18 protein-coding genes are annotated in these 17,573 nt (G+C 63.1%); 8 read left to right on the top strand and 10 right to left on the bottom strand.

The window, feature by feature from the left end; translation table 11 throughout:
• Window positions 1–101: 101 nt before the first annotated feature.
• The 6 genes from ACU688_RS10075 to cynR all read right to left on the bottom strand — a co-directional run bounded on the left by ACU688_RS10075 (window position 102) and on the right by cynR (window position 5,871).
• Window positions 102–1,034, bottom strand: a complete 933-nt coding sequence (locus tag ACU688_RS10075; protein WP_448184583.1) for a D-2-hydroxyacid dehydrogenase — start codon at window positions 1,032–1,034, stop codon at window positions 102–104.
• Window positions 1,035–1,141: 107 nt separating this feature from the next.
• Complete coding sequence (locus ACU688_RS10070) at window positions 1,142–1,435, bottom strand: YcgL domain-containing protein (protein WP_448184582.1); 294 nt, start codon at window positions 1,433–1,435, stop codon at window positions 1,142–1,144.
• A complete protein-coding gene (gene rnd, locus ACU688_RS10065) occupies window positions 1,432–2,565 on the bottom strand; it encodes a ribonuclease D (RefSeq protein ID WP_448184581.1) in 1,134 nt (377 codons plus the stop codon). The genes ACU688_RS10070 and rnd overlap by 4 nt, the downstream gene beginning before the upstream one ends.
• A 123-nt stretch (window positions 2,566–2,688) precedes the next feature.
• Window positions 2,689–3,288 carry a class I SAM-dependent methyltransferase gene (locus ACU688_RS10060; protein ID WP_448184580.1) on the bottom strand — a complete coding sequence of 200 codons (600 nt, stop codon included), beginning with the start codon at window positions 3,286–3,288 and terminating at the stop codon, window positions 2,689–2,691.
• A gap of 102 nt (window positions 3,289–3,390) precedes the next feature.
• Window positions 3,391–4,761: a glutamine synthetase family protein gene (locus tag ACU688_RS10055; RefSeq protein ID WP_448184579.1), complete on the bottom strand. Its 1,371-nt coding sequence runs from the start codon at window positions 4,759–4,761 to the stop codon at window positions 3,391–3,393.
• A gap of 246 nt (window positions 4,762–5,007) precedes the next feature.
• Complete coding sequence (cynR, locus tag ACU688_RS10050; RefSeq protein WP_448184860.1) at window positions 5,008–5,871, bottom strand: transcriptional regulator CynR; 864 nt, start codon at window positions 5,869–5,871, stop codon at window positions 5,008–5,010.
• Window positions 5,872–5,983: 112 nt separating this feature from the next.
• On the opposite strand from cynR, the gene ACU688_RS10045 reads away from it, so the two are divergent.
• Genes ACU688_RS10045 through ACU688_RS10035 form a run of 3 tightly spaced genes read left to right on the top strand, consistent with a single transcriptional unit; the run spans window position 5,984 to window position 8,012 of the window.
• A complete protein-coding gene (locus ACU688_RS10045; protein WP_448184578.1) occupies window positions 5,984–6,616 on the top strand; it encodes a carbonic anhydrase in 633 nt (210 codons plus the stop codon).
• Window positions 6,617–6,647: 31 nt separating this feature from the next.
• Complete coding sequence (cynS, locus tag ACU688_RS10040; RefSeq protein WP_448184577.1) at window positions 6,648–7,118, top strand: cyanase; 471 nt, start codon at window positions 6,648–6,650, stop codon at window positions 7,116–7,118.
• A 54-nt stretch (window positions 7,119–7,172) separates the two neighbouring features.
• The gene (locus tag ACU688_RS10035) at window positions 7,173–8,012 is read left to right on the top strand and encodes a cache domain-containing protein (protein ID WP_448184576.1); all 840 of its coding nucleotides are present in this window, start codon (window positions 7,173–7,175) and stop codon (window positions 8,010–8,012) included.
• Between the two features lie 143 nt (window positions 8,013–8,155).
• Here the strand turns inward: ACU688_RS10035 and pobA are convergent, their stop codons facing one another.
• Window positions 8,156–9,340 (bottom strand): 4-hydroxybenzoate 3-monooxygenase, encoded by a 1,185-nt coding sequence (gene pobA, locus ACU688_RS10030; protein WP_448184859.1) that lies wholly within the window; start codon window positions 9,338–9,340, stop codon window positions 8,156–8,158.
• Window positions 9,341–9,529: 189 nt separating this feature from the next.
• Here pobA and ACU688_RS10025 point away from each other — a divergent pair, with 189 nt between their 5' ends.
• Complete coding sequence (locus tag ACU688_RS10025; RefSeq protein WP_448184575.1) at window positions 9,530–10,408, top strand: helix-turn-helix domain-containing protein; 879 nt, start codon at window positions 9,530–9,532, stop codon at window positions 10,406–10,408.
• A 132-nt stretch (window positions 10,409–10,540) separates the two neighbouring features.
• Here the strand turns inward: ACU688_RS10025 and ACU688_RS10020 are convergent, their stop codons facing one another.
• Both ACU688_RS10020 and ACU688_RS10015 read right to left on the bottom strand, forming a co-directional pair.
• Window positions 10,541–10,717, bottom strand: coding sequence for a hypothetical protein (locus ACU688_RS10020; protein WP_177325328.1), 177 nt, complete (start codon window positions 10,715–10,717; stop codon window positions 10,541–10,543).
• 100 nt (window positions 10,718–10,817) lie between these two features.
• Window positions 10,818–11,723, bottom strand: a complete 906-nt coding sequence (locus tag ACU688_RS10015; RefSeq protein WP_448184574.1) for a LysR family transcriptional regulator — start codon at window positions 11,721–11,723, stop codon at window positions 10,818–10,820.
• Between the two features lie 107 nt (window positions 11,724–11,830).
• Here ACU688_RS10015 and ACU688_RS10010 point away from each other — a divergent pair, with 107 nt between their 5' ends.
• A complete protein-coding gene (locus tag ACU688_RS10010) occupies window positions 11,831–12,697 on the top strand; it encodes an MBL fold metallo-hydrolase (protein ID WP_448184573.1) in 867 nt (288 codons plus the stop codon).
• A 34-nt stretch (window positions 12,698–12,731) separates the two neighbouring features.
• Window positions 12,732–13,346 (top strand): NAD(P)-dependent oxidoreductase, encoded by a 615-nt coding sequence (locus tag ACU688_RS10005; protein ID WP_448184572.1) that lies wholly within the window; start codon window positions 12,732–12,734, stop codon window positions 13,344–13,346.
• Between the two features lie 115 nt (window positions 13,347–13,461).
• On the opposite strand, the gene ACU688_RS10000 is transcribed toward ACU688_RS10005, so the two are convergent.
• Complete coding sequence (locus ACU688_RS10000; RefSeq protein WP_448184571.1) at window positions 13,462–14,340, bottom strand: LysR substrate-binding domain-containing protein; 879 nt, start codon at window positions 14,338–14,340, stop codon at window positions 13,462–13,464.
• Window positions 14,341–14,451: 111 nt separating this feature from the next.
• Between ACU688_RS10000 and ACU688_RS09995 the strand changes: the two genes are divergently transcribed.
• Together ACU688_RS09995 and ACU688_RS09990 are read left to right on the top strand one after the other, a co-directional pair.
• Window positions 14,452–16,077: a 5-guanidino-2-oxopentanoate decarboxylase gene (locus ACU688_RS09995; protein ID WP_448184570.1), complete on the top strand. Its 1,626-nt coding sequence runs from the start codon at window positions 14,452–14,454 to the stop codon at window positions 16,075–16,077.
• On the top strand, window positions 16,074–17,504 hold the full coding sequence (locus ACU688_RS09990) for an aldehyde dehydrogenase family protein (RefSeq protein ID WP_448184569.1): 1,431 nt from the start codon (window positions 16,074–16,076) through the stop codon (window positions 17,502–17,504). Before ACU688_RS09995 ends, ACU688_RS09990 begins: the two co-directional genes overlap by 4 nt.
• Window positions 17,505–17,573: the final 69 nt, after the last annotated feature.

The raw sequence follows: 17,573 nt of genomic DNA, 5'->3' as shown, positions 1-17,573 counted from the left end.
GCGAAGCGCCCCCAAAAAGCCGGCTCCAGCTGCGCTGTCGAGCGGGAGCAAGCTCCCTCGCCACAGCAAGCCCGCTCCCACATTTTTTGTCCCGCGTGGTGTCAGTAGCCGCGTGCGAAATCCACTTCCCCGCGCAGCGCTTGCTTGGCCTTGTATGCCTGCACATTCTGCAAGAACAACTCCACCATCATCGGCGGCGAGGTCGGCGCCGAGCTGTGCCCGGTCAACAGCAAGCCCCAGGCGGTCCAGAACGGGTGGCGCTGCGGCAACGGTTCCTGGCGGCACACATCGATCACCGCACCAGCCAAGTGCCCTTCCTTCAAGGCTTCGACCAGATCGGCATCCACCACCGAAACACCGCGCCCGACGTTGATGAACAATCCGGTCGGCTTGAATTGCTTGAACAGCGCCGCGTCGTACAAATCATGGGTGGCTGGCGTGTTGGGCAGCAGGTTGATGACGTAGTCCACCTCCCCCACCAAGCGGCCCAACTGGTCCAGTGCGGCCACTTCGACAAACGGCGCCTGCTCCCGCGCCGTGCTGGCGATGCCATACAGCTTGACGCCAAACGGCACCAGGAACTCGGCGACGCTCTGGCCGATATCGCCGGTGCCAACGATCAACACCTTGCGCCCCGCCAGGCTCTGGCCCATGCGGCTGTCCCACTTGCGCTCGACCTGGCTGACCAGCCGCGCGAGCACTTCGCGCTCGTGGCCGAGCATGTAGGTGAGGACAAATTCGGCCATGACCTGGCCATAGATGCCCACCGCACGGGTCAGGCGATAGTCACGCGGCAGGCCGTCAGCCAGCAGCGGCGTGATGCCCGCCCAGGTCGATTGCAGCCATTGCGGCTGATGGCCTTGGCGCAACAGGGTGGCCAGCAGGTCGGGCTGGCCCAGCCATACCGGGCAATCGGCGGCCAGGCGTGACAGCTCGGCCGAGTCGCCGCTGGTCAACACCTCAAGGTCCGGTGCCGCTTCGCCCAGCAATTGGGCGTAGAGCGGGTGATCCTGTTCAGCAATCAGAACACGCATGCTTAAAACCTTTCAAAAACAGTGCAGACGGCCGCCCGCATCCTTACGGCCACCGCCCACCAATACGATTGCATTGAAAAATGTGCCCCGAATGGGGCACTGACCGATCACATCGGGTCGTTGCGGCGCAGCAGTTCTTCGGGCAAGTGCTCGATGTACTCGTCCTCGGGCGGCGGCATTTGCAGGTGGTAGCCCTGCTTGTCGAGGTTTTCCAGGACTTGCACGATGTCTTCCTGTTGCAGCTTGCGCTCAGGCGTCAGCACCAGGTTGAACGCGAGCAGCGGTTTGCCGAATACAGCAAGCAGGCCTTCGGGCACCCGTTCCAGCTCGTCGCTTTTCAGCACGTAGAGGTACATGCCGGCGCGTTTGGAGCTGCGGTAGATGGAGCAAATACGTTTCAAGGCTGTTCTCCGGCAGTGGCCAGGCTGTCGAGCAGCGCTTGGCCCATCAACTCGCGGCGCCAGCCACGCAGCGAGTCTGGCAATTTATAAGGCCCATCGGGGTAGCCACTTTTGACCAGGGCTTCGAGGGTTTTCTTGCGCAGCATCAGTTCCGGGGCCATGTCCAGGCGCTCGGCTTCGGCCTGGCCCAGGGCGCGCAGTTGCTTGATCAGCGTAGCGGCGTCCACCGGCAACGGCTCGGCCACGGCCGGCGGCCATTGGTCGATGGAGACACTGCCGGCGCGCTTGATCAGGTCCAGCAGGAACTGGCCATCCTGACGCACGGTGCGCGGGTGCATGTCTTCGATCTTGCCCAGGGCGGCGAGGTTATCCGGCTGGGTCTTGGCCAGGGGCCACAACGAGTGTTCGCGAATGATGCGGTTGCGCGGCAGGTCACGGGCACGGGCTTGCTGCTCGCGCCAGGCGCACAGTTCACGCAATACGGCGAGCTGGGCGCGGGACAGTTTCCACGCCAGCTTGGCGTCGCGGTACGCCTCGTACGGGTCGGTTTCGCGGCGCAGGTTGGCCACCAGCTCCGCACCGTCTTCCAGCACCCAGGCGTATTTGTCGTCGGACAGCTGCGGGCGCAGGCGCACGTAGACTTCGGCCAGGTGCACCGCGTCTTCGGCGGCGTAGCTGATCTGCGTCTCGGACAACGGCCGCTGCAACCAGTCCGAGCGGGTTTCGCCCTTGGGCAGTTCGATATCCAGCACGGCTTGCACCAGGCGCGAATAGCCCATGGAGAACCCGAGGTTCAGGTATGCGGCGGCCAGTTGGGTGTCGAACAACGGCACTGGCAGGCTGCCGGTCAGGCGCAGCAATACTTCCAAGTCTTCGCTGCAAGCGTGCACCACCTTGATCACCGCCGGGTTCTCCAGCAGCGCAGCCAAAGGTTGCCAGTTGTCGATGGTCAGGGGGTCGATCAGGTAAGCGCGTACGCCATCACCAATCTGGATCAGCCCGGCAATGGGATAAAAGGTATCGACCCGCATGAATTCGGTGTCGAGGGCGACGAATGGCAACTGCTGCCATTCGGCGCAATGCTGGCCGAGGCTATCGTTGTCGCAGATCCAGTGAATATCGATGGCCACACGGCTCTCCCTTGAAGAATGGCGCGCAGTATATATCGCGAAAGGGCCTCGCGAGCACTCGCAGTGCACCCGCCATCATGAAAACTCCGACAAGAGACGAAAGAATAGTCCGACAGGCGGCAGTTATCCTCTCTTACGCAGCACGTAGACCCGCCACAGCTTGGAGCCGGGCATGAATTCCTGGTGATTGAGCACGCTGAAACCGGCCTGGCGAAATTCGTCATCCACGGCCACGGCCGAATTGACCGAGACGATCACCGTGTCGCGGCTGACCCGATGAAATTCGCGCAGCAAGGCCAGGCGCCCTTCGCTGCTGGGCACATGGCGAAACAGTTCCAGGCAGAAAATGCAGTCCACCGCATTCGCCGACAAGCCGATGGAAAACGCCGAGCCCTGGAACGTCTTGATCCGCTTGAGCAGCGCCGCTGGATGGTGGGTGCGGGCGTGGTCGAGCATGTCCTGGGAATTGTCCGAGGCCAGGATCACCCGGTTGACGTGCTCGGCCAACACCGGCCAGAAGCGCCCCGAACCGCAGGCCAGGTCGAGGATCAACCCCGGCTCGCCCGCCACCTTCAGCGCGTGGCGCACCAACCGTTCATCACGCCACGCCGCCAGGCGCTGCAACAGCCCGGGCGGACGCGTGTCGCCGCAGACCCGCGCGTGTTCACGGTCACAGCGCTCGGCGTATTCGATCTCGATGGAGGATGGAGGTTGTGGCGACATCACGGGCCCATATGAAGGAAACGGTAGTGAACGACCTTGTGCCGCAGCTTAACCACTGCAACGTGAAAAAAAGGTCGAAGCCTTCACTGCCGTAAAACCCGTTCAGGCTTGATGCAGATACCAACGCCAATCCTGCTCGCCGACCTCGCCCATGAACTGGCGGTACTCGGCGCGTTTGACCGCCAGGTACACGTTGAGGAACTCGCTGCCAAACGCGTCCCGCGCCCAGCTGGAACCTTCCAGCGCACGCAAGGTGGTCAGCCAGTCGGTGGGCAGCAGCTCCTTGGCCTGGGCGTAACCGTTGCCTTCCACCGGCGCACCGGGGTCGCGCTGTTCGCGGATGCCGCGATGGATGCCGGCGAGGATCGCGGCAGCGGCCAGGTAGGGGTTGGCGTCGGCGCCGCAGATGCGGTGTTCGATGTGCCGGGAGTTGGCCGGGCCACCGGGCACGCGCAGGCTGACGGTGCGGTTGTCCACGCCCCAGGTGGCGGCCAGCGGCGCGTAGCTGTTGGTCTGGAAGCGCCGATAGGAGTTGGCGTTGGGGCAGAACAGCAGCAGCGAGTCGAGCAAGGTGCTGAGCATGCCGCCCACTGCCTGACGCAGCAGCGGCGTGCCATCGGCGGCCTCGCTGGCGAACAGGTTGCGGCCCTCGGCGTCCGCCAGGCTGACGTGCATGTGCATGCCGGTGCCGGCCAGGTCGTCGAACGGCTTGGCCATGAAACAGGCGGTCATCCCGTGTTTATGCGCCACGCCCTTGACCAGGCGCTTGTAGCGCACGGCTTCGTCCATCGCTTGCAGGGCGTCGGAACGGTGCTCAAGGGTGATTTCCACTTGGCCCGGGGCGTATTCGGAGATCGCCGTGCGCGCCGGGATGCCTTGCAGTTTGCACGCGCTGTAGAGGTCGGCGAGGAACGGCTCGATTTGCTCCAGCTCACGCAGGCCGTAGACCTGGGTGGTGCGCGGGCGCCCGCCGTCCACATCCCGCGCCGGTTGCGGACGGCCGTGGCTGTCGGGTTTCTGGTCCAACAGATAGAACTCCAGCTCGGCCGCCATCACCGGGTAATAACCGTCGGCCTTGAGCCCATCGATCACCCTGGCGAGCAAATGCCGGGGATCGGCCACGGTGGCGGGTAATCCTTCTGTGGGGTGCATGCTGACTTGCACCGCCGCCGTCGGAATCAAGCGCCACGGCATGCGCTGCAAACTGCCGCTGATCGGGTAGGCGCGGCAGTCGATATCGCCCACGTCCCAGACCAGCCCGGAGTTTTCCACGTCATCGCCATTGATGGTCAGGCCGAGGATGGTGCTGGGCAACGGCCGGCCGCTTTCGTACACCGCCAACAGTTCATCGCGGTGCAGCAGCTTGCCGCGCGGCACGCCGTTGTTGTCGAGGATAAACAGCTCGAACATCTCGATGTCCGGGTGTTGCGCAAGGAAGGTGTGGGCTTCGTGCAGGCAGGCAAAAACACTCATGGGAATTCTCATACGTGTGCGTCAGACAGGCGCGCAAGTGCACGCCCTACGGGGGGCGGATCAACGTAGGAGAACGGCGTCTGGTGGGCGCGCGTGCCGGCAATGGAACAGTGCCCAGAAAGCCAGCTCGGGAAGCGTGTCGGGGGAACCGTCCATGGGGGATCACAGTGAGGTCGATGCCCGGCAGCGTCACACGCCCGGATAGTTGGATAAATTCAGGGTTGACGGAGTTTGGTTGCAGTTTGGCTAAACATTCGGCATCGCCTTGATCAGTTCGACAAACGCCGTGCAGGCCGCGCTGCGATAGGCGCCCTGGCGACTCAACAGTGCCACGGTGCGCTGCGGCAACGCCGGGCTGATCGCCACCGCGTGCAGCCCCGAATGGGCCGAGGCAATCGCACTGGGCAGGATGGTGGCCAACGCGGTATGGCGCACGATTTCAATGATCGCGCTGATGGAATTGGCCTCCATGGCGATGTGCGGTTTCACCCCCTGCTGGCGGTAGTAATCGTCGATATAGCGCCGGGTCGCGAAGCCGGGGTTCAACAGCACCATGGGCTGTTCCAGCCACGACGGCGCATCCATCGCCGGATGGCTGGCGCTGACGACCACGCTGAGCGTTTCCGCAAACAGCGCTTCACACGCGATATCCGGCAGGTGCTCGCCGGTAAAGCCGATGCCGATGTCCAGCACGTCCTCGGTCAGCGCGGCTTCCATGCGGTCCTGGGTCAACTCTTCCACACTGACCGTGATGCCCGGGTACAAGGCGTTGAAACGCGCCAGCAGCGGGCCGATCAGGTACGCGGTGAACGTCGGCGTCATCGCCAGGCGCAGGCTGCCACGGCTGAGGTCCTGCACGTCATGCATGGCGCGGGTGCCGGCCTGCAAGTCCTGCAAGGCCAGGCGCGCAAAACGCACATAGGCTTCACCCGCGTCGGTGAGGCTGACGCTGCGCCCGGAGCGGTCCAGCAGCGGCGCACCGAGGGTTTCTTCCAGCTGCTTGATCTGTTGCGACAAGGTTGGCTGCGACACATGCAGCGCCTCGGCAGCCCGGGTGAAATTGCGATGCTCGGCAACGGCCAGCAGGTAACGGATATGGCGCAACAACATCAACGGCGCTCCAACTATAGGCATGACTTATAGAAACCATAATAAGCCGGTCTTGGACGCTATACCTGAAAACTTCCATCCTTGCCCCATCAGCGACGCAAGGAGAACCACCATGCAGCATCTCATCGACGGCTTCCGCAAATTCCAGAGTGAAGCCTTTGCTCAACGCAGCGACCTGTTCAAACACCTGGCAACCACGCAAAGCCCCGGCACCTTGTTTGTGTCCTGCTCCGATAGCCGTGTCGTCCCGGAGCTGCTGACCCAGCAGGAACCCGGCGACCTGTTTGTAATCCGCAATGCCGGCAATATCGTGCCGTCCTACGGACCGGAGCCTGGCGGCGTGTCGGCCACCGTCGAATACGCGGTGGCGGTGCTGGGGGTCAGCGACATTGTGATTTGCGGCCATTCCGACTGCGGCGCGATGACCGCCATTTCCACCTGCAAATGCCTGGATCACCTGCCGGCCGTGGCCAATTGGTTGCGCCACGCCGAGTCGGCCAAGGTGATCAACGCTGCCCGCGACCACATCTCCGACGCCGCCCGCTTGAACGCATTGGTGCGCGAAAACGTGGTGGCGCAACTGGCCAACCTCAAGACCCACCCCTCGGTCGCCCTGGCGCTGGAACAAGGCCGGCTGACCCTGCACGGCTGGGTCTACGACATCGAAACCGGCGCCATCGACGCCCTGGACCACCGCAGCGGGCGCTTCGTCTCGCTGCTGGATCAACCCCAGGCTCACGCCTGACACCCCCTTTCCAAACCCAGAGGACATCACCATGTTGCAAGCTCAATTCGCGCAAACCCCACGCCTGGCCCTGGCCGATACCGTTATCGACCTCAAGGCGCGCAAGAACCTGTCCTGGCAGGACCTCACCGACGGCACTGGCCTGAGCCTGGCGTTTGTCACCGCCGCCCTGCTCGGCCAGCACCCGTTGCCCAAGGACGCCGCCGACGTCGTCTGCGACAAGCTCGGCCTGAACCAGGACGCCAGCCGCCTGCTGCAAAGCGTGCCCCTGCGCGGCAGCTTCCCCAGCGGCGTGCCGACCGACCCGACGATGTACCGTTTCTACGAAATGCTGCAGGTCTACGGTTCCACCCTCAAGGCCCTGGTGCATGAGCAATTTGGCGACGGCATCATCAGCGCGATCAACTTCAAGCTGGACATCAAGAAAGTCGAAGACCCGGACGGCGGCTCCCGCGCGGTGATCACCCTGGACGGCAAGTACCTGCCCACCAAACCCTTCTGAATCGACGCCGACCGTCTACGCTCTTGGCACACCAACAAGAACGAGGGACGGACCATGAAGGCAATGCTGCGCATCACCTGGTTGCTGCTGTTGTGTTGCAGCCAGGTACACGCCGCAACCGTTGAGGAAGCGGACGCGCAAGCCGCCAAGGCTTTGCTGGAAAAAGCCTTGGCGTACTACCAGACCCAGGGCGACAAGGCTTTCGCCGCCTTCAGTCGCCAGGGTGAATTCATCGACCAGGACCGCTACGTGTTCGTGGTCGACACCCAGGGCGTGCTGCTGGCCAGCGGCGGGCCCTCTTCCGCGTTGATCGGTCGCGACGTGAGCGAAGTGCTCGGGCCGGATCTGCGCCAGTCGTTCAAGGACGCGCTCAACGTGCCCGAAGGCCAAGGCATCCAGCAGGCCGATTACCGTTGGCAAAACTGGAACGACGGCAAGGTCGAGCACAAGCACGTGTTCTACCAGCGCGTCGGCGAACGCATCCTCGCCGTGGGTTACTACCTGCCCCGGGCCACCCCGGAACAGGCGCGGGCGCTGCGCAACAAGGCGGTGGATGCACTGGTCAAGGATGAAGCCGATACGCTCAAGGCGATCAATTCATTGCAGGGCGGCTTCCTGCAGGACGACCTGTATGTGTTTGTGGTCGATCTCAACACCAAGCGCTACGTGGCCCATGGCACCAACCTGCGGTTGATCAACACCGACTTCAGCAAGATCAAGGACCCCGACGGCAAGCCGGTGGGTGAGCCGATTCTCAAGCTGATGGCCGAGCAGGACCAGGGGGAATACAAGTACCGTTGGAAGAACCCGGTGACGGGCAAGGTTGAGAACAAGCATGCGTACTTGCGCAAGAGCGGGCATTTCATGGTTGCGGTCGGGTACTACAGCCCTTAAGCAAGATTGAAATACAGTCAAAAACTGTGGGAGCTGGCTTGCCTGCGATGGCGGTGAGTCAGCTTGCACTTCCTTGGCTGATGCACCGCTATCGCAGGCAAGCCAGCTCCCACATGGGCCGGTTCCTACAGTTGCAGTGTTGGTTATTCGATGGCCTCGTAGGGCAGTCCGACATAATTCTCGGCAATGGTCCTACGCCCGGCCTCGGAATGAATGAAGTACTCCAACTCACTCTCGGCAATCCGTTGGCTAAACCCATCCGCCTCGGGAAACTGATGCAACATCGAAGTCATCCACCAGGAAAACCGCTCGGCCTTCCACACCCGCCGCAGGCAGATCGCCGAGTATTTCTCCAGCAGGTCCACGCGCCCCTCCCCATACACCTTGAGCAAGATGCGATACAAAGTGCTCACATCACTCGCCGCCAGGTTCAAGCCCTTGGCCCCGGTGGGCGGCACGATGTGCGCGGCATCGCCGAGCAGGAACAGGCGCCCGTACTGCATCGGTTCCACCACGAAACTGCGCAACGGCGCGATGCTTTTCTCGATGGACGCCCCGGTCACCAGCTGCTCGGCCAATTCGCCGGGCAGGCGGGTTTTCAGTTCGTCCCAGAAGCGTGCGTCCGACCATTCATCCAGCGGCTCCTCCACCGGCACTTGCAGGTAATAACGGCTGCGGGTCGGCGAACGCATGCTGCACAGGGCAAAGCCGCGCGGGTGCTTGGCGTAGACCAGTTCAGCGTGCACCGGCGGGGTGTCGGCGAGGATGCCGAGCCAGCCGAAGGGGTATACGCGTTCGAAGATTTTCAGAGATTCCTTCGGAATCGACTGACGGGCAATGCCGTGGAATCCATCGCAACCGGCGATGTAGTCGCACTCCAGGCGAAAGGCTTCGCCCTGATGTTCGAAGGTCAGCCACGGCCGATCACTTTTCACATCATGGGGCTGCACGTTGTGCGCTTCGTAGAGGGTGCTGGCACCTGCTGCGGTGCGGGCGTGCATCAGGTCGCGGGTGACTTCGGTCTGGCCGTAGATCATCACCGACTGGCCGCCGGTCAAGGCCTTGAGGTCGATGTGGGTCAGTTGGCCGTTCAGGGCCAGTTCAAAACCATCGTGCACCAGCCCTTCACGGTCCATGCGCTGGCTCACGCCCGCTTCACGCAGCAGGTCGACCATGCCTTGTTCCAGCACCCCGGCGCGGATGCGGCCTTGCACGTAATCGGCGCTCTGGCGCTCGACAATCAGGGTCTGGATCCCGGCATTGTGCAGCAGTTGGCCGAGCAACAGCCCGGAGGGGCCGGCGCCAATGATGGCGACTTGGGTTTTCAGGGTTTTCATTATTCTTATCGCCTGTAGATTCCACTCGAACGGATTGAGTGAACGCGTTGTCATTGGTCTTGTGGCTGACATTTTTCACTTGAGTAGCCGGTATAAGAAGGTGAAAACTGAGCCAAAGCCTGCGCTTTTTGCCAATTGGGGCGATTACCGCACCACTCTCCTGGGTATCGGATTGAAACCATGACCAAAACCGCGATTCCGGTCTTCAAGCTTTACGGGGAGGATCAGCAATGGCCGACCCCCGATTTGTTGCACTGCGAAACCATTTCCCGGCGCAGTCGGGAATACCAGTGGGAAATCCAGCCCCACCGGCACGCGGATCTGTGCCAGTTGTTGTACGTACATAAAGGCCAGGCGCACCTGGAAATCGAAGGCCAGCGCACCACGATCAACGAAGCGACACTGCAAGTGCTGCCGCCGTTGTGCGTGCATGGGTTTCGGTTTGCCGAAGACGTCGAGGGCTACGTGGTGACACTGGCGTCGCCGCTGGTCAGCCACTTGCAGGCACAACTGGGGGGCGCGGTAGATGGCCTGCACGCGCTGGGCAATTATCCGGCGGGCAAGGACAGCGATTACCTCAACCACCAGTTCGCCCGTCTGCAGGACGAATACGCCGATGAACAACCGGCGCGGGACATGATGATGCACGCCCTGGTCAGCGTGCTGCTGGTGTGGATCAGCCGCCAGGCGATCCAGCGCCGCCATCCACGGGCGCCACGCGGGCGTGAGTATTTCCGGCGTTTTACCCAACTGGTGGAGCAGCATTACCGCGAGCACCCGAAGATCGAGGACCTGGCCCACAAGCTGGGGATCTCGGTCTCACACCTGAACGGCACGTGTCGGGAATTGGGCGGGCAACCGGCGTTGCAGATCATGCATGACCGCCAGTTGCTGGAGGCCAAGCGCCTGCTGACTTACACCAGCATGAGTATTAATGAGATGTCCGAGGTGTTGGGGTTCTCGGACCCGACCAACTTCTCGCGGTTGTTTCGCCGACGGGTGGGGTTTTCGCCGAAGGCGTTTCGTGAGCAGCTGAAGGCCGAAGCAACGCAAATCTAACAGGTGAAACAGGCCTATGTGGGAGCGGGCTTGCCCGCGATAGCGGTGGTTCAGTTGGAGCAGCTTTGACTGGCACACCGCAATCGCGGGCAAGCCCGCTCCCACAGTATGGAGTGCTGCATTACCCTGGTTTTAGCGCAACGCGCTGAAACTGCCGGTATGCGGAACACATTGGTCCTGATGACAGCTGATCGCAAAGCTCGGCTGCATGCGGGTTTGCTCGACGCGGTAGGCGGCAGTGCCGTAAAGCGCACTGGCAACCGCGCAGAGGGAGAAAATCATCAGGTACTTTCTGGTTTTAATGCTCATGGCACAGACCTCTGAGCGGGACTACAAGGTGCTGTTTAAAGCATAGGCCAGCCAGGGCGAGTTGCCATTATTGGCCCCTATTCAATCTGTTTATATTGGCTCAGAGGCCGACGTCCCACGCAGGCGTCTGCGGAAACCTCTCCACCAGAAAATCCAACAGGCTGCGCAACGCCGACGGCATGTGCTTGCGCGAGGCGTACACCGCGTAGATGTTCATCTGCCGAGGCTCGGCCTCGGGCAGCAGGCGCACCAGTTCGCCACGGCGGATGTGATCGCCCGCTTGATAACTGGGCAGCATGCCGACACCCGCCCCGGCCAGTGTCACGCGTAGCAGGGTGCTGGCCTCGTTGGCGGTGATATTGCCGTGCACCGGCACCGATACGTGCTCACCGCCCTCTTCGAAATGCCACAGGCTTTTGCCGAAATAGGAGTGGGTGAGGCAGTTGTGCCGCGCGAGGTCTTCGACTTTCTGCGGCGCCGGATGCTCGCGCAGGTACGCCGGGCTGGCGCACACCACCGAACGACAGACGGTCAGGCGCCGGGCGATCAGGTTAGGGTCCAGGTCCGTGCTGGTGCGAATGGCCAGGTCGATCCGTTCATCCACCAGGTTCACCGTGCGGTCGAGCATTTGCATGTCCACCGTCACCAGCGGGTAGCGCTGCACGTATTCGGCGATCGCGTCGGCCAACTGCGCCTGGCCGAACGAGGTGCTCACGCTCAGGCGCAACAGGCCACGGGGCGCGTCGTCGGGCTCGCTGACGGCGGCCTGCATGTCGCCACTCAGCTCCAGCAGTTGCCGGCAACGCGGCAGGGTTTCGCTACCGGCGGCGGTCAGGCTGAGCTTGCGCGTGGTGCGGTGCAGCAGGCGCGCGCCGACCCAGTCTTCCAACTCCGCCAGGTAGCGCGAGACCACCGGGCGCGACAGGTCCAGATGATCGGCGGCGGCGGACTGGCTGCCCAGGTCCACCACGGTGACAAACACGCGCATTGCTTGAAGACGATCCATGATCTGCCCGATTTTAGAAACAAACTATGTCCCAGCATCGCATTTTTAGTTGCGTTTGGTGCAACTAAGCTCTGTGCATCCTTTGAATCGACTGCTGGAGCTGCCCGATGCTGTCCACCCTCAAACGCTTGACCCTGGCCACCGCCGCCCTCGCCTTCGCCGCCCATGCGGCCGCGGCCGACCTGACCCTAGACGTGTACAACCCGGGCGAAGCCGCGATCTTCCCGGTCAGCTCGGTGCTGGTCAGCGGCGCGAAAGACGCGATCCTGGTGGACGCGCAATTCGGCAAGGCCCAGGCCGAACAGCTGGTGCAGAAGATCCGCGCCAGCGGCAAGCACCTGACCACCATCTACATCAGCCACGGCGACCCGGACTACTACTTCGGCCTCGACACCCTCACCGCCGCGTTCCCCGACGCCAAGGTGCTGGCGCCACAACCGGTGGTCGATCACATCAAGGCCACCGTCGCCGGAAAACTGGAATTCTGGGGCCCGAAAATGGGCGCCGACAAGCCAGCTAAAACCATCGTGCCGGACGTGCTGCCAGGCCACAGCCTGACACTCGAAGGCCAGCAACTGGAGGTCATCGGCCTCGACGGCGCGCAGCCGGACCGCAGCTTTGTGTGGATTCCGTCGATCAAGGCCGTGGTCGGTGGCGTGGTCGTCGCCGAGAACATCCACCTGTGGATGGCCGACACCCAGAGCGCGCAATCCCATAAAGACTGGCTGGCAACACTGCAACGCATCCAACAGCTGAAACCAAAGACCGTGATCCCGGGCCACTACCTCGGCGCACCGACGCTGAAATCCGTGGCGTTTACCGCCGACTACATCAAGGCCTTCGACATCGAGACCGCCAAGGCCAAGGATTCCGCGGCCCTGATCGCGGCCATGAAAAAGCGTTACCCGACCCTCGCCGACGAAAGCTCGCTGGAACTCAGCGCCAAAGTCGCCAAGGGCGAAATGAAGTGGTGAATGGTTTTAAACCCTTAACGAACTGGAGAACGTCATGAGCAAGATTGCAATCATTGGTGCCACCGGCCGTGCCGGTAGCCAACTGCTGGAAGAAGCGCTGCGTCGTGGGCATACCGTCACCGCCATTGCGCGTAATACCGACAAGCTCGCCGCACGCCCGGGCGTCACCGTCAAACAGGTCGACGCGCTGGACGCCGAGGCCCTGCAACACGCGGTCAGCGGCAACGATGTGGTAATCAGCGCCGCACATTTCGCCACCCTGCCCGCCAGCGCCGTGATCGGCCCGGTGAAAAAAGCCGGGGTGAAACGCCTGCTGGTGGTGGGCGGCGCGGGTTCGCTGCTGCTGCCGGATGGCAGCCGCGTGATTGACAGCCCGGGCTTTCCTGCTGAGTACAAGGCTGAAGCCAGTGCGGGCGCTGATTTCCTCGCGGCGCTGCGTCAAGAGAAGGAACTGGATTGGACCTTCCTGTCGCCGTCGGCGGAGTTTGTGGAGACCGAACGCACGGGTCAATTCCGCGTGGGCCAGGATGATTTACTGGTGAGCAGTGAAGGTCGCAGCTGGATCAGTTTTGCGGACTATGCGATTGCGTTGATCGATGAAGTGGAATCGCCGAAGCACTCGCGCCAGCGCTTCACCGTGGGCTACTGACACAACTGGATCAAAACTGTGGGAGCTGGCTTGCCTGCGATGGCGGTGGGTCAGCTGCCTCTGTGTTGACTGACAGGCCGCTATCGCAGGCAAGCCAGCTCCCACATTTGGATGCTCAGTGTTGTGAAAGTTGTGCCTGGCTGACCAACCAATCCATCAAAGCCTCAAGCCCCTCCGACGGCGCCGTCCCCGGCGGATACACCAGGTAATACCCCATCCCCGTCGGCACCCGCAGCGCAAACGGCATCACCAACCGCCCCGCCTTCACATCCTCGCCAATCAGCGCACTGTCGCCAATCGCCACGCCCGAGCCTTGGGACGCCACCGTCATCGCCAGATCCAGGGTTTCAAAATGATGCCCCTGGGCCAGGTTGCTCAGGTGCGTGTTCGCGGCTTTCAGCCACAGCGCCCAATCCCGCTCGTCTCGCGTAGGGTGCAGCAGCACCTGTTGCTGCAAATCCAACGGGCGGTGCAAGTCGCCGAGCAGTGCGGGCGCGCAGACCGGTGTGAGTTGCTCATCGAACAAATGCCGCGCCTCGCCCGGTTGCTCGGCGATGGGCGCGTAGATCAGCGCCGCGTCGAATTGTTCGCGGCGAAAATCCACGCTGTAGGCCACGGTGGTGGTGAGTTCCACCGGTACGTCCGGGCGTTCTTTTTGCCATTGCATCAGGCGCGGCAACAGCCAGCGCATCACGCAGGTGGAGGCCTTGAGTTGCAGGGTCTGGCGGCGACGGCCGATCTGCTCCACGGCGTCACCGATCAGGCCGAAGACCTGCTGCGCGCGCAGCGACCACTCGCGGCCTTCGTCGGTGAGGCTCAAGCCGCGCGCCTGGCGTTGGAACAGCGCGTAGCCCAAGTGGCTTTCCAGCCCGGCGATTTGCCGGCTCACCGCACCTTGGGTGATATGCAGTTGCTCGGCGGCGCGGGTGAAGTTGCAGCACTGGGCGGTGACCCAGAATGTGTGCAGCGCGGGCAGTGGTGGAAGGCGTTTCATCGCGGTTCAGCCATGACGTGAGGACATGGCTAGTATGACTTTTTATCGATTGTTGCCGCTACCGGCCAGCCGCTCCAATACCGCCTCGAATCCATAACAAGAGCGACCTCAATGGCGACCTGCGGCGAAGTATTGGTCAACCTCCTCGAAGGCTACGGCGTGGACCAGGTGTTTGGCATCCCCGGCGTGCACACCGTGGAGTTGTATCGCGGCCTGGCCCGCTCAGGCATCCGTCACGTCACCCCGCGCCACGAACAGGGCGCCGGCTTTATGGCCGACGGCTACGCGCGCACCAGCGGCAAACCGGGCGTGTGTTTCATCATCACCGGCCCAGGCATGACCAATATCACCACGGCCATGGGCCAGGCCTATGCCGACTCGATCCCGATGCTGGTGATTTCCAGCGTGCAATCGCGCAGCCAACTGGGCGGCGGGCGGGGCAAGTTGCATGAGCTGCCGAACCAGGGCGCGATGATGGCCGGTGTCGCGGCGTTCTCCCATACATTAATGTCGGCGGCGGAGTTGCCCGGCGTGCTGGCGCGGGCATTCGCATTGTTCCAGGCCGGGCGGCCACGACCGGTGCACATCGAGATTCCGCTGGATGTGCTGGTGGAAAATGCTGATGCCCTGCTGGGCAGCGAACCGGTCAGCGTGGCCCGTGCAGGGGCCGCTCCGTCGGCGGTGAAGCAGATGAGCCAGTTGCTGGCGGCGGCCAAGCGGCCATTGATTTTGGCCGGTGGCGGCGCCATCGATGCGGCGCCCGAGTTGACCCGGCTTGCAGAAGCGCTTGGCGCGCCCGTCGCGCTGACCATCAACGCCAAAGGCCTGCTGCCGTCGACCCATCCGCTGCTGATCGGCTCGACCCAAACCCTGGTCGCCACCCGCGCCCTGGTGGCCGAAGCGGACGTGGTGCTGGCCATCGGCACCGAGCTGGCCGAGACCGACTATGACGTCACCTTCGCCGGCGGTTTCAAGATCCCCGGCGCCTTGCTGCGCATCGATATCGACGCCGACCAGACCGTGCGCAACTACCCGCCGCAGGTGGCGTTGGTGGCCGACGCGCAGATCGCCGCCGAGGCGCTGCTGAGCGAACTGAACCGCCAGCCACTGGCCCCGCGCGACGCCAACTGGGGCGCACAACGCGCCGCACAACTGTGGGCCGAACTGGCGCCCACCTGGGACGCCGCCACCCTCGCGCAGACCCTGTTCCTCGACACCGTCCTGCAAGAACTGCCCGCCGCCGTCATCGTCGGCGACTCCACCCAACCGGTGTACAGCGCCAACCTGACGCTCAACCTCGACCACCCACGCCGCTGGTTCAACTCGTCCACCGGCTACGGCACCTTGGGCTACGCGTTGCCCGCCGCCATCGGCGCCTGGCTGGGGCGTGGCGACGGGCAACCGGTGGTGTGCCTGATCGGCGACGGCGGCCTGCAATTCACCCTGCCGGAACTGGCCAGCGCCGTGGAAGCGCGTACGCCGATCATCGTGCTGCTGTGGAATAACCAGGGCTACGAAGAGATCAAGAAATACATGCTCAACCGCGCGATCGAACCCGTCGGCGTGGACATCTACACCCCGGACTTTATCGGCGTGGCCAAGGCACTCGGTTGCGCCGCCGAACGCATCCAAGGCATCGAACATTTGCGCAGCGCCTTGCGTGCCGCGACGGATCGCCAAGGGCCGACGCTGATTGAAATCGACCAAACAATTTGGATGCAGGAGGTGGCGCAATGAACGGTGTGTATATCAACGGTGAGTGGCGTGAAGGCAAACAAGTGCTGGAGGTGATCAACCCGGCCACCGAAGCACTGTTGGCGCACGTCAGCGTGGGCGACGCCGCAGCGGTGACACTGGCGGTGGATGCCGCCAGCGACGCGTTTACCGAGTGGTCGAAAAGCACCGGCCGTGATCGCGGCGCGCTGTTGCGCAAGATCGCCGAGGGCGTGGGCGCGCAGCGTGAACAGCTGATGCACCTGCAGTCGAGCAACAACGGCAAGCCGCTGTTCGAAGCGGGCATCGATGTGGACGACGTGATCGCCACGTTCGAGTACTACGCCGCTGTTGCCGAGGGCATGGACGCCGGGCAAAACCGCCCAGTGGAACTGCCCAGCGCGGATTTCAGCGCACGTCTGCGCCGTGAACCTTGCGGCGTGGTCGGGCTGATCGTGCCGTGGAATTTCCCGATGGTGACCACCGCCTGGAAACTCGCCCCGGCCCTCGCCGCCGGTTGCTGCGTGGTGCTCAAACCGTCGGAAGTCACGCCGCTGGCCGAGCTGCAACTGGCGCGAATTATCGCCGACGCGGGCCTGCCGGCGGGCGTGTTCAACCTGGTGTGCGGCACCGGTTTGGCGGTGGGCGCACCGCTGGCGGCGGACCCTCGGGTGGCGAAAATTTCTTTCACCGGCAGCAATGCGGTGGGCGTGCAGGTGATGCAGCGCGCGGCGGAAACCATCAAGGGCGTGAGCCTGGAATTGGGTGGTAAATCGTCGCTGCTGGTGCTGTCGGATGCCGACCTCGACCTGGCCGTGGAACTGGCGTGTGGCGGTGGCTTTTTCAACGCCGGGCAGATCTGTTCGGCGACCAGTCGCGTGCTGGTGGCTGACAATTTGGCGGACGAATTCCTACGCCGCTTGCAGTTGCGCGCTGAAGGCATCCGTGTGGCTGATCCGTTTAGCGACGACGTGGAAATGGGCGCGCTGATCAACCGCGCTCAGTACCAGCGGGTGCTCGGGCATATCCAGCGTGGCATCGAGGATGGCGCGCGGTTGTTGTGTGGCGGTGAGCGTCCGGCGGATCTGGCCAAGGGCTTTTTCATCCGGCCAACGGTGTTCACCGAGGTGCCGCTGGACAGTGCGTTGTGGAACGAAGAGATCTTCGGCCCGGTGTTGTGTGTCAGACGTTTTGCCACTGAGGACGAGGCGATTGCCTTCGCCAACGACAGCGATTTCGGCCTGGTGGCCAGTGTGGTCAGCGCCGATGCCGACACCGCCGAGCGCGTGGCCAACGCCTTGCAGGCCGGGCTGGTGTGGATCAACGCGCCGCAGGTGATCTTCCCGCAGACGGCATGGGGCGGTTACAAGCAGAGCAGCATCGGGCGCGAGCTGGGGCCGTGGGGGTTGGCGGCGTTTCAGGAGGTCAAGCATGTGATTCGGTCCATCTAACACCGAAAATCCCCCTGTGAAATGAGGAACAAATGTGGGAGCTGGAGTTGTGGTGTGTCATCTGGTCTG

The sequence above is a fragment of the Pseudomonas acericola (SeqCode) genome (genome assembly GCF_053456465.1).
Note: the sequence above shows the minus strand (reverse complement) of the source record. Positions and strands in the feature narration are given on the sequence as shown.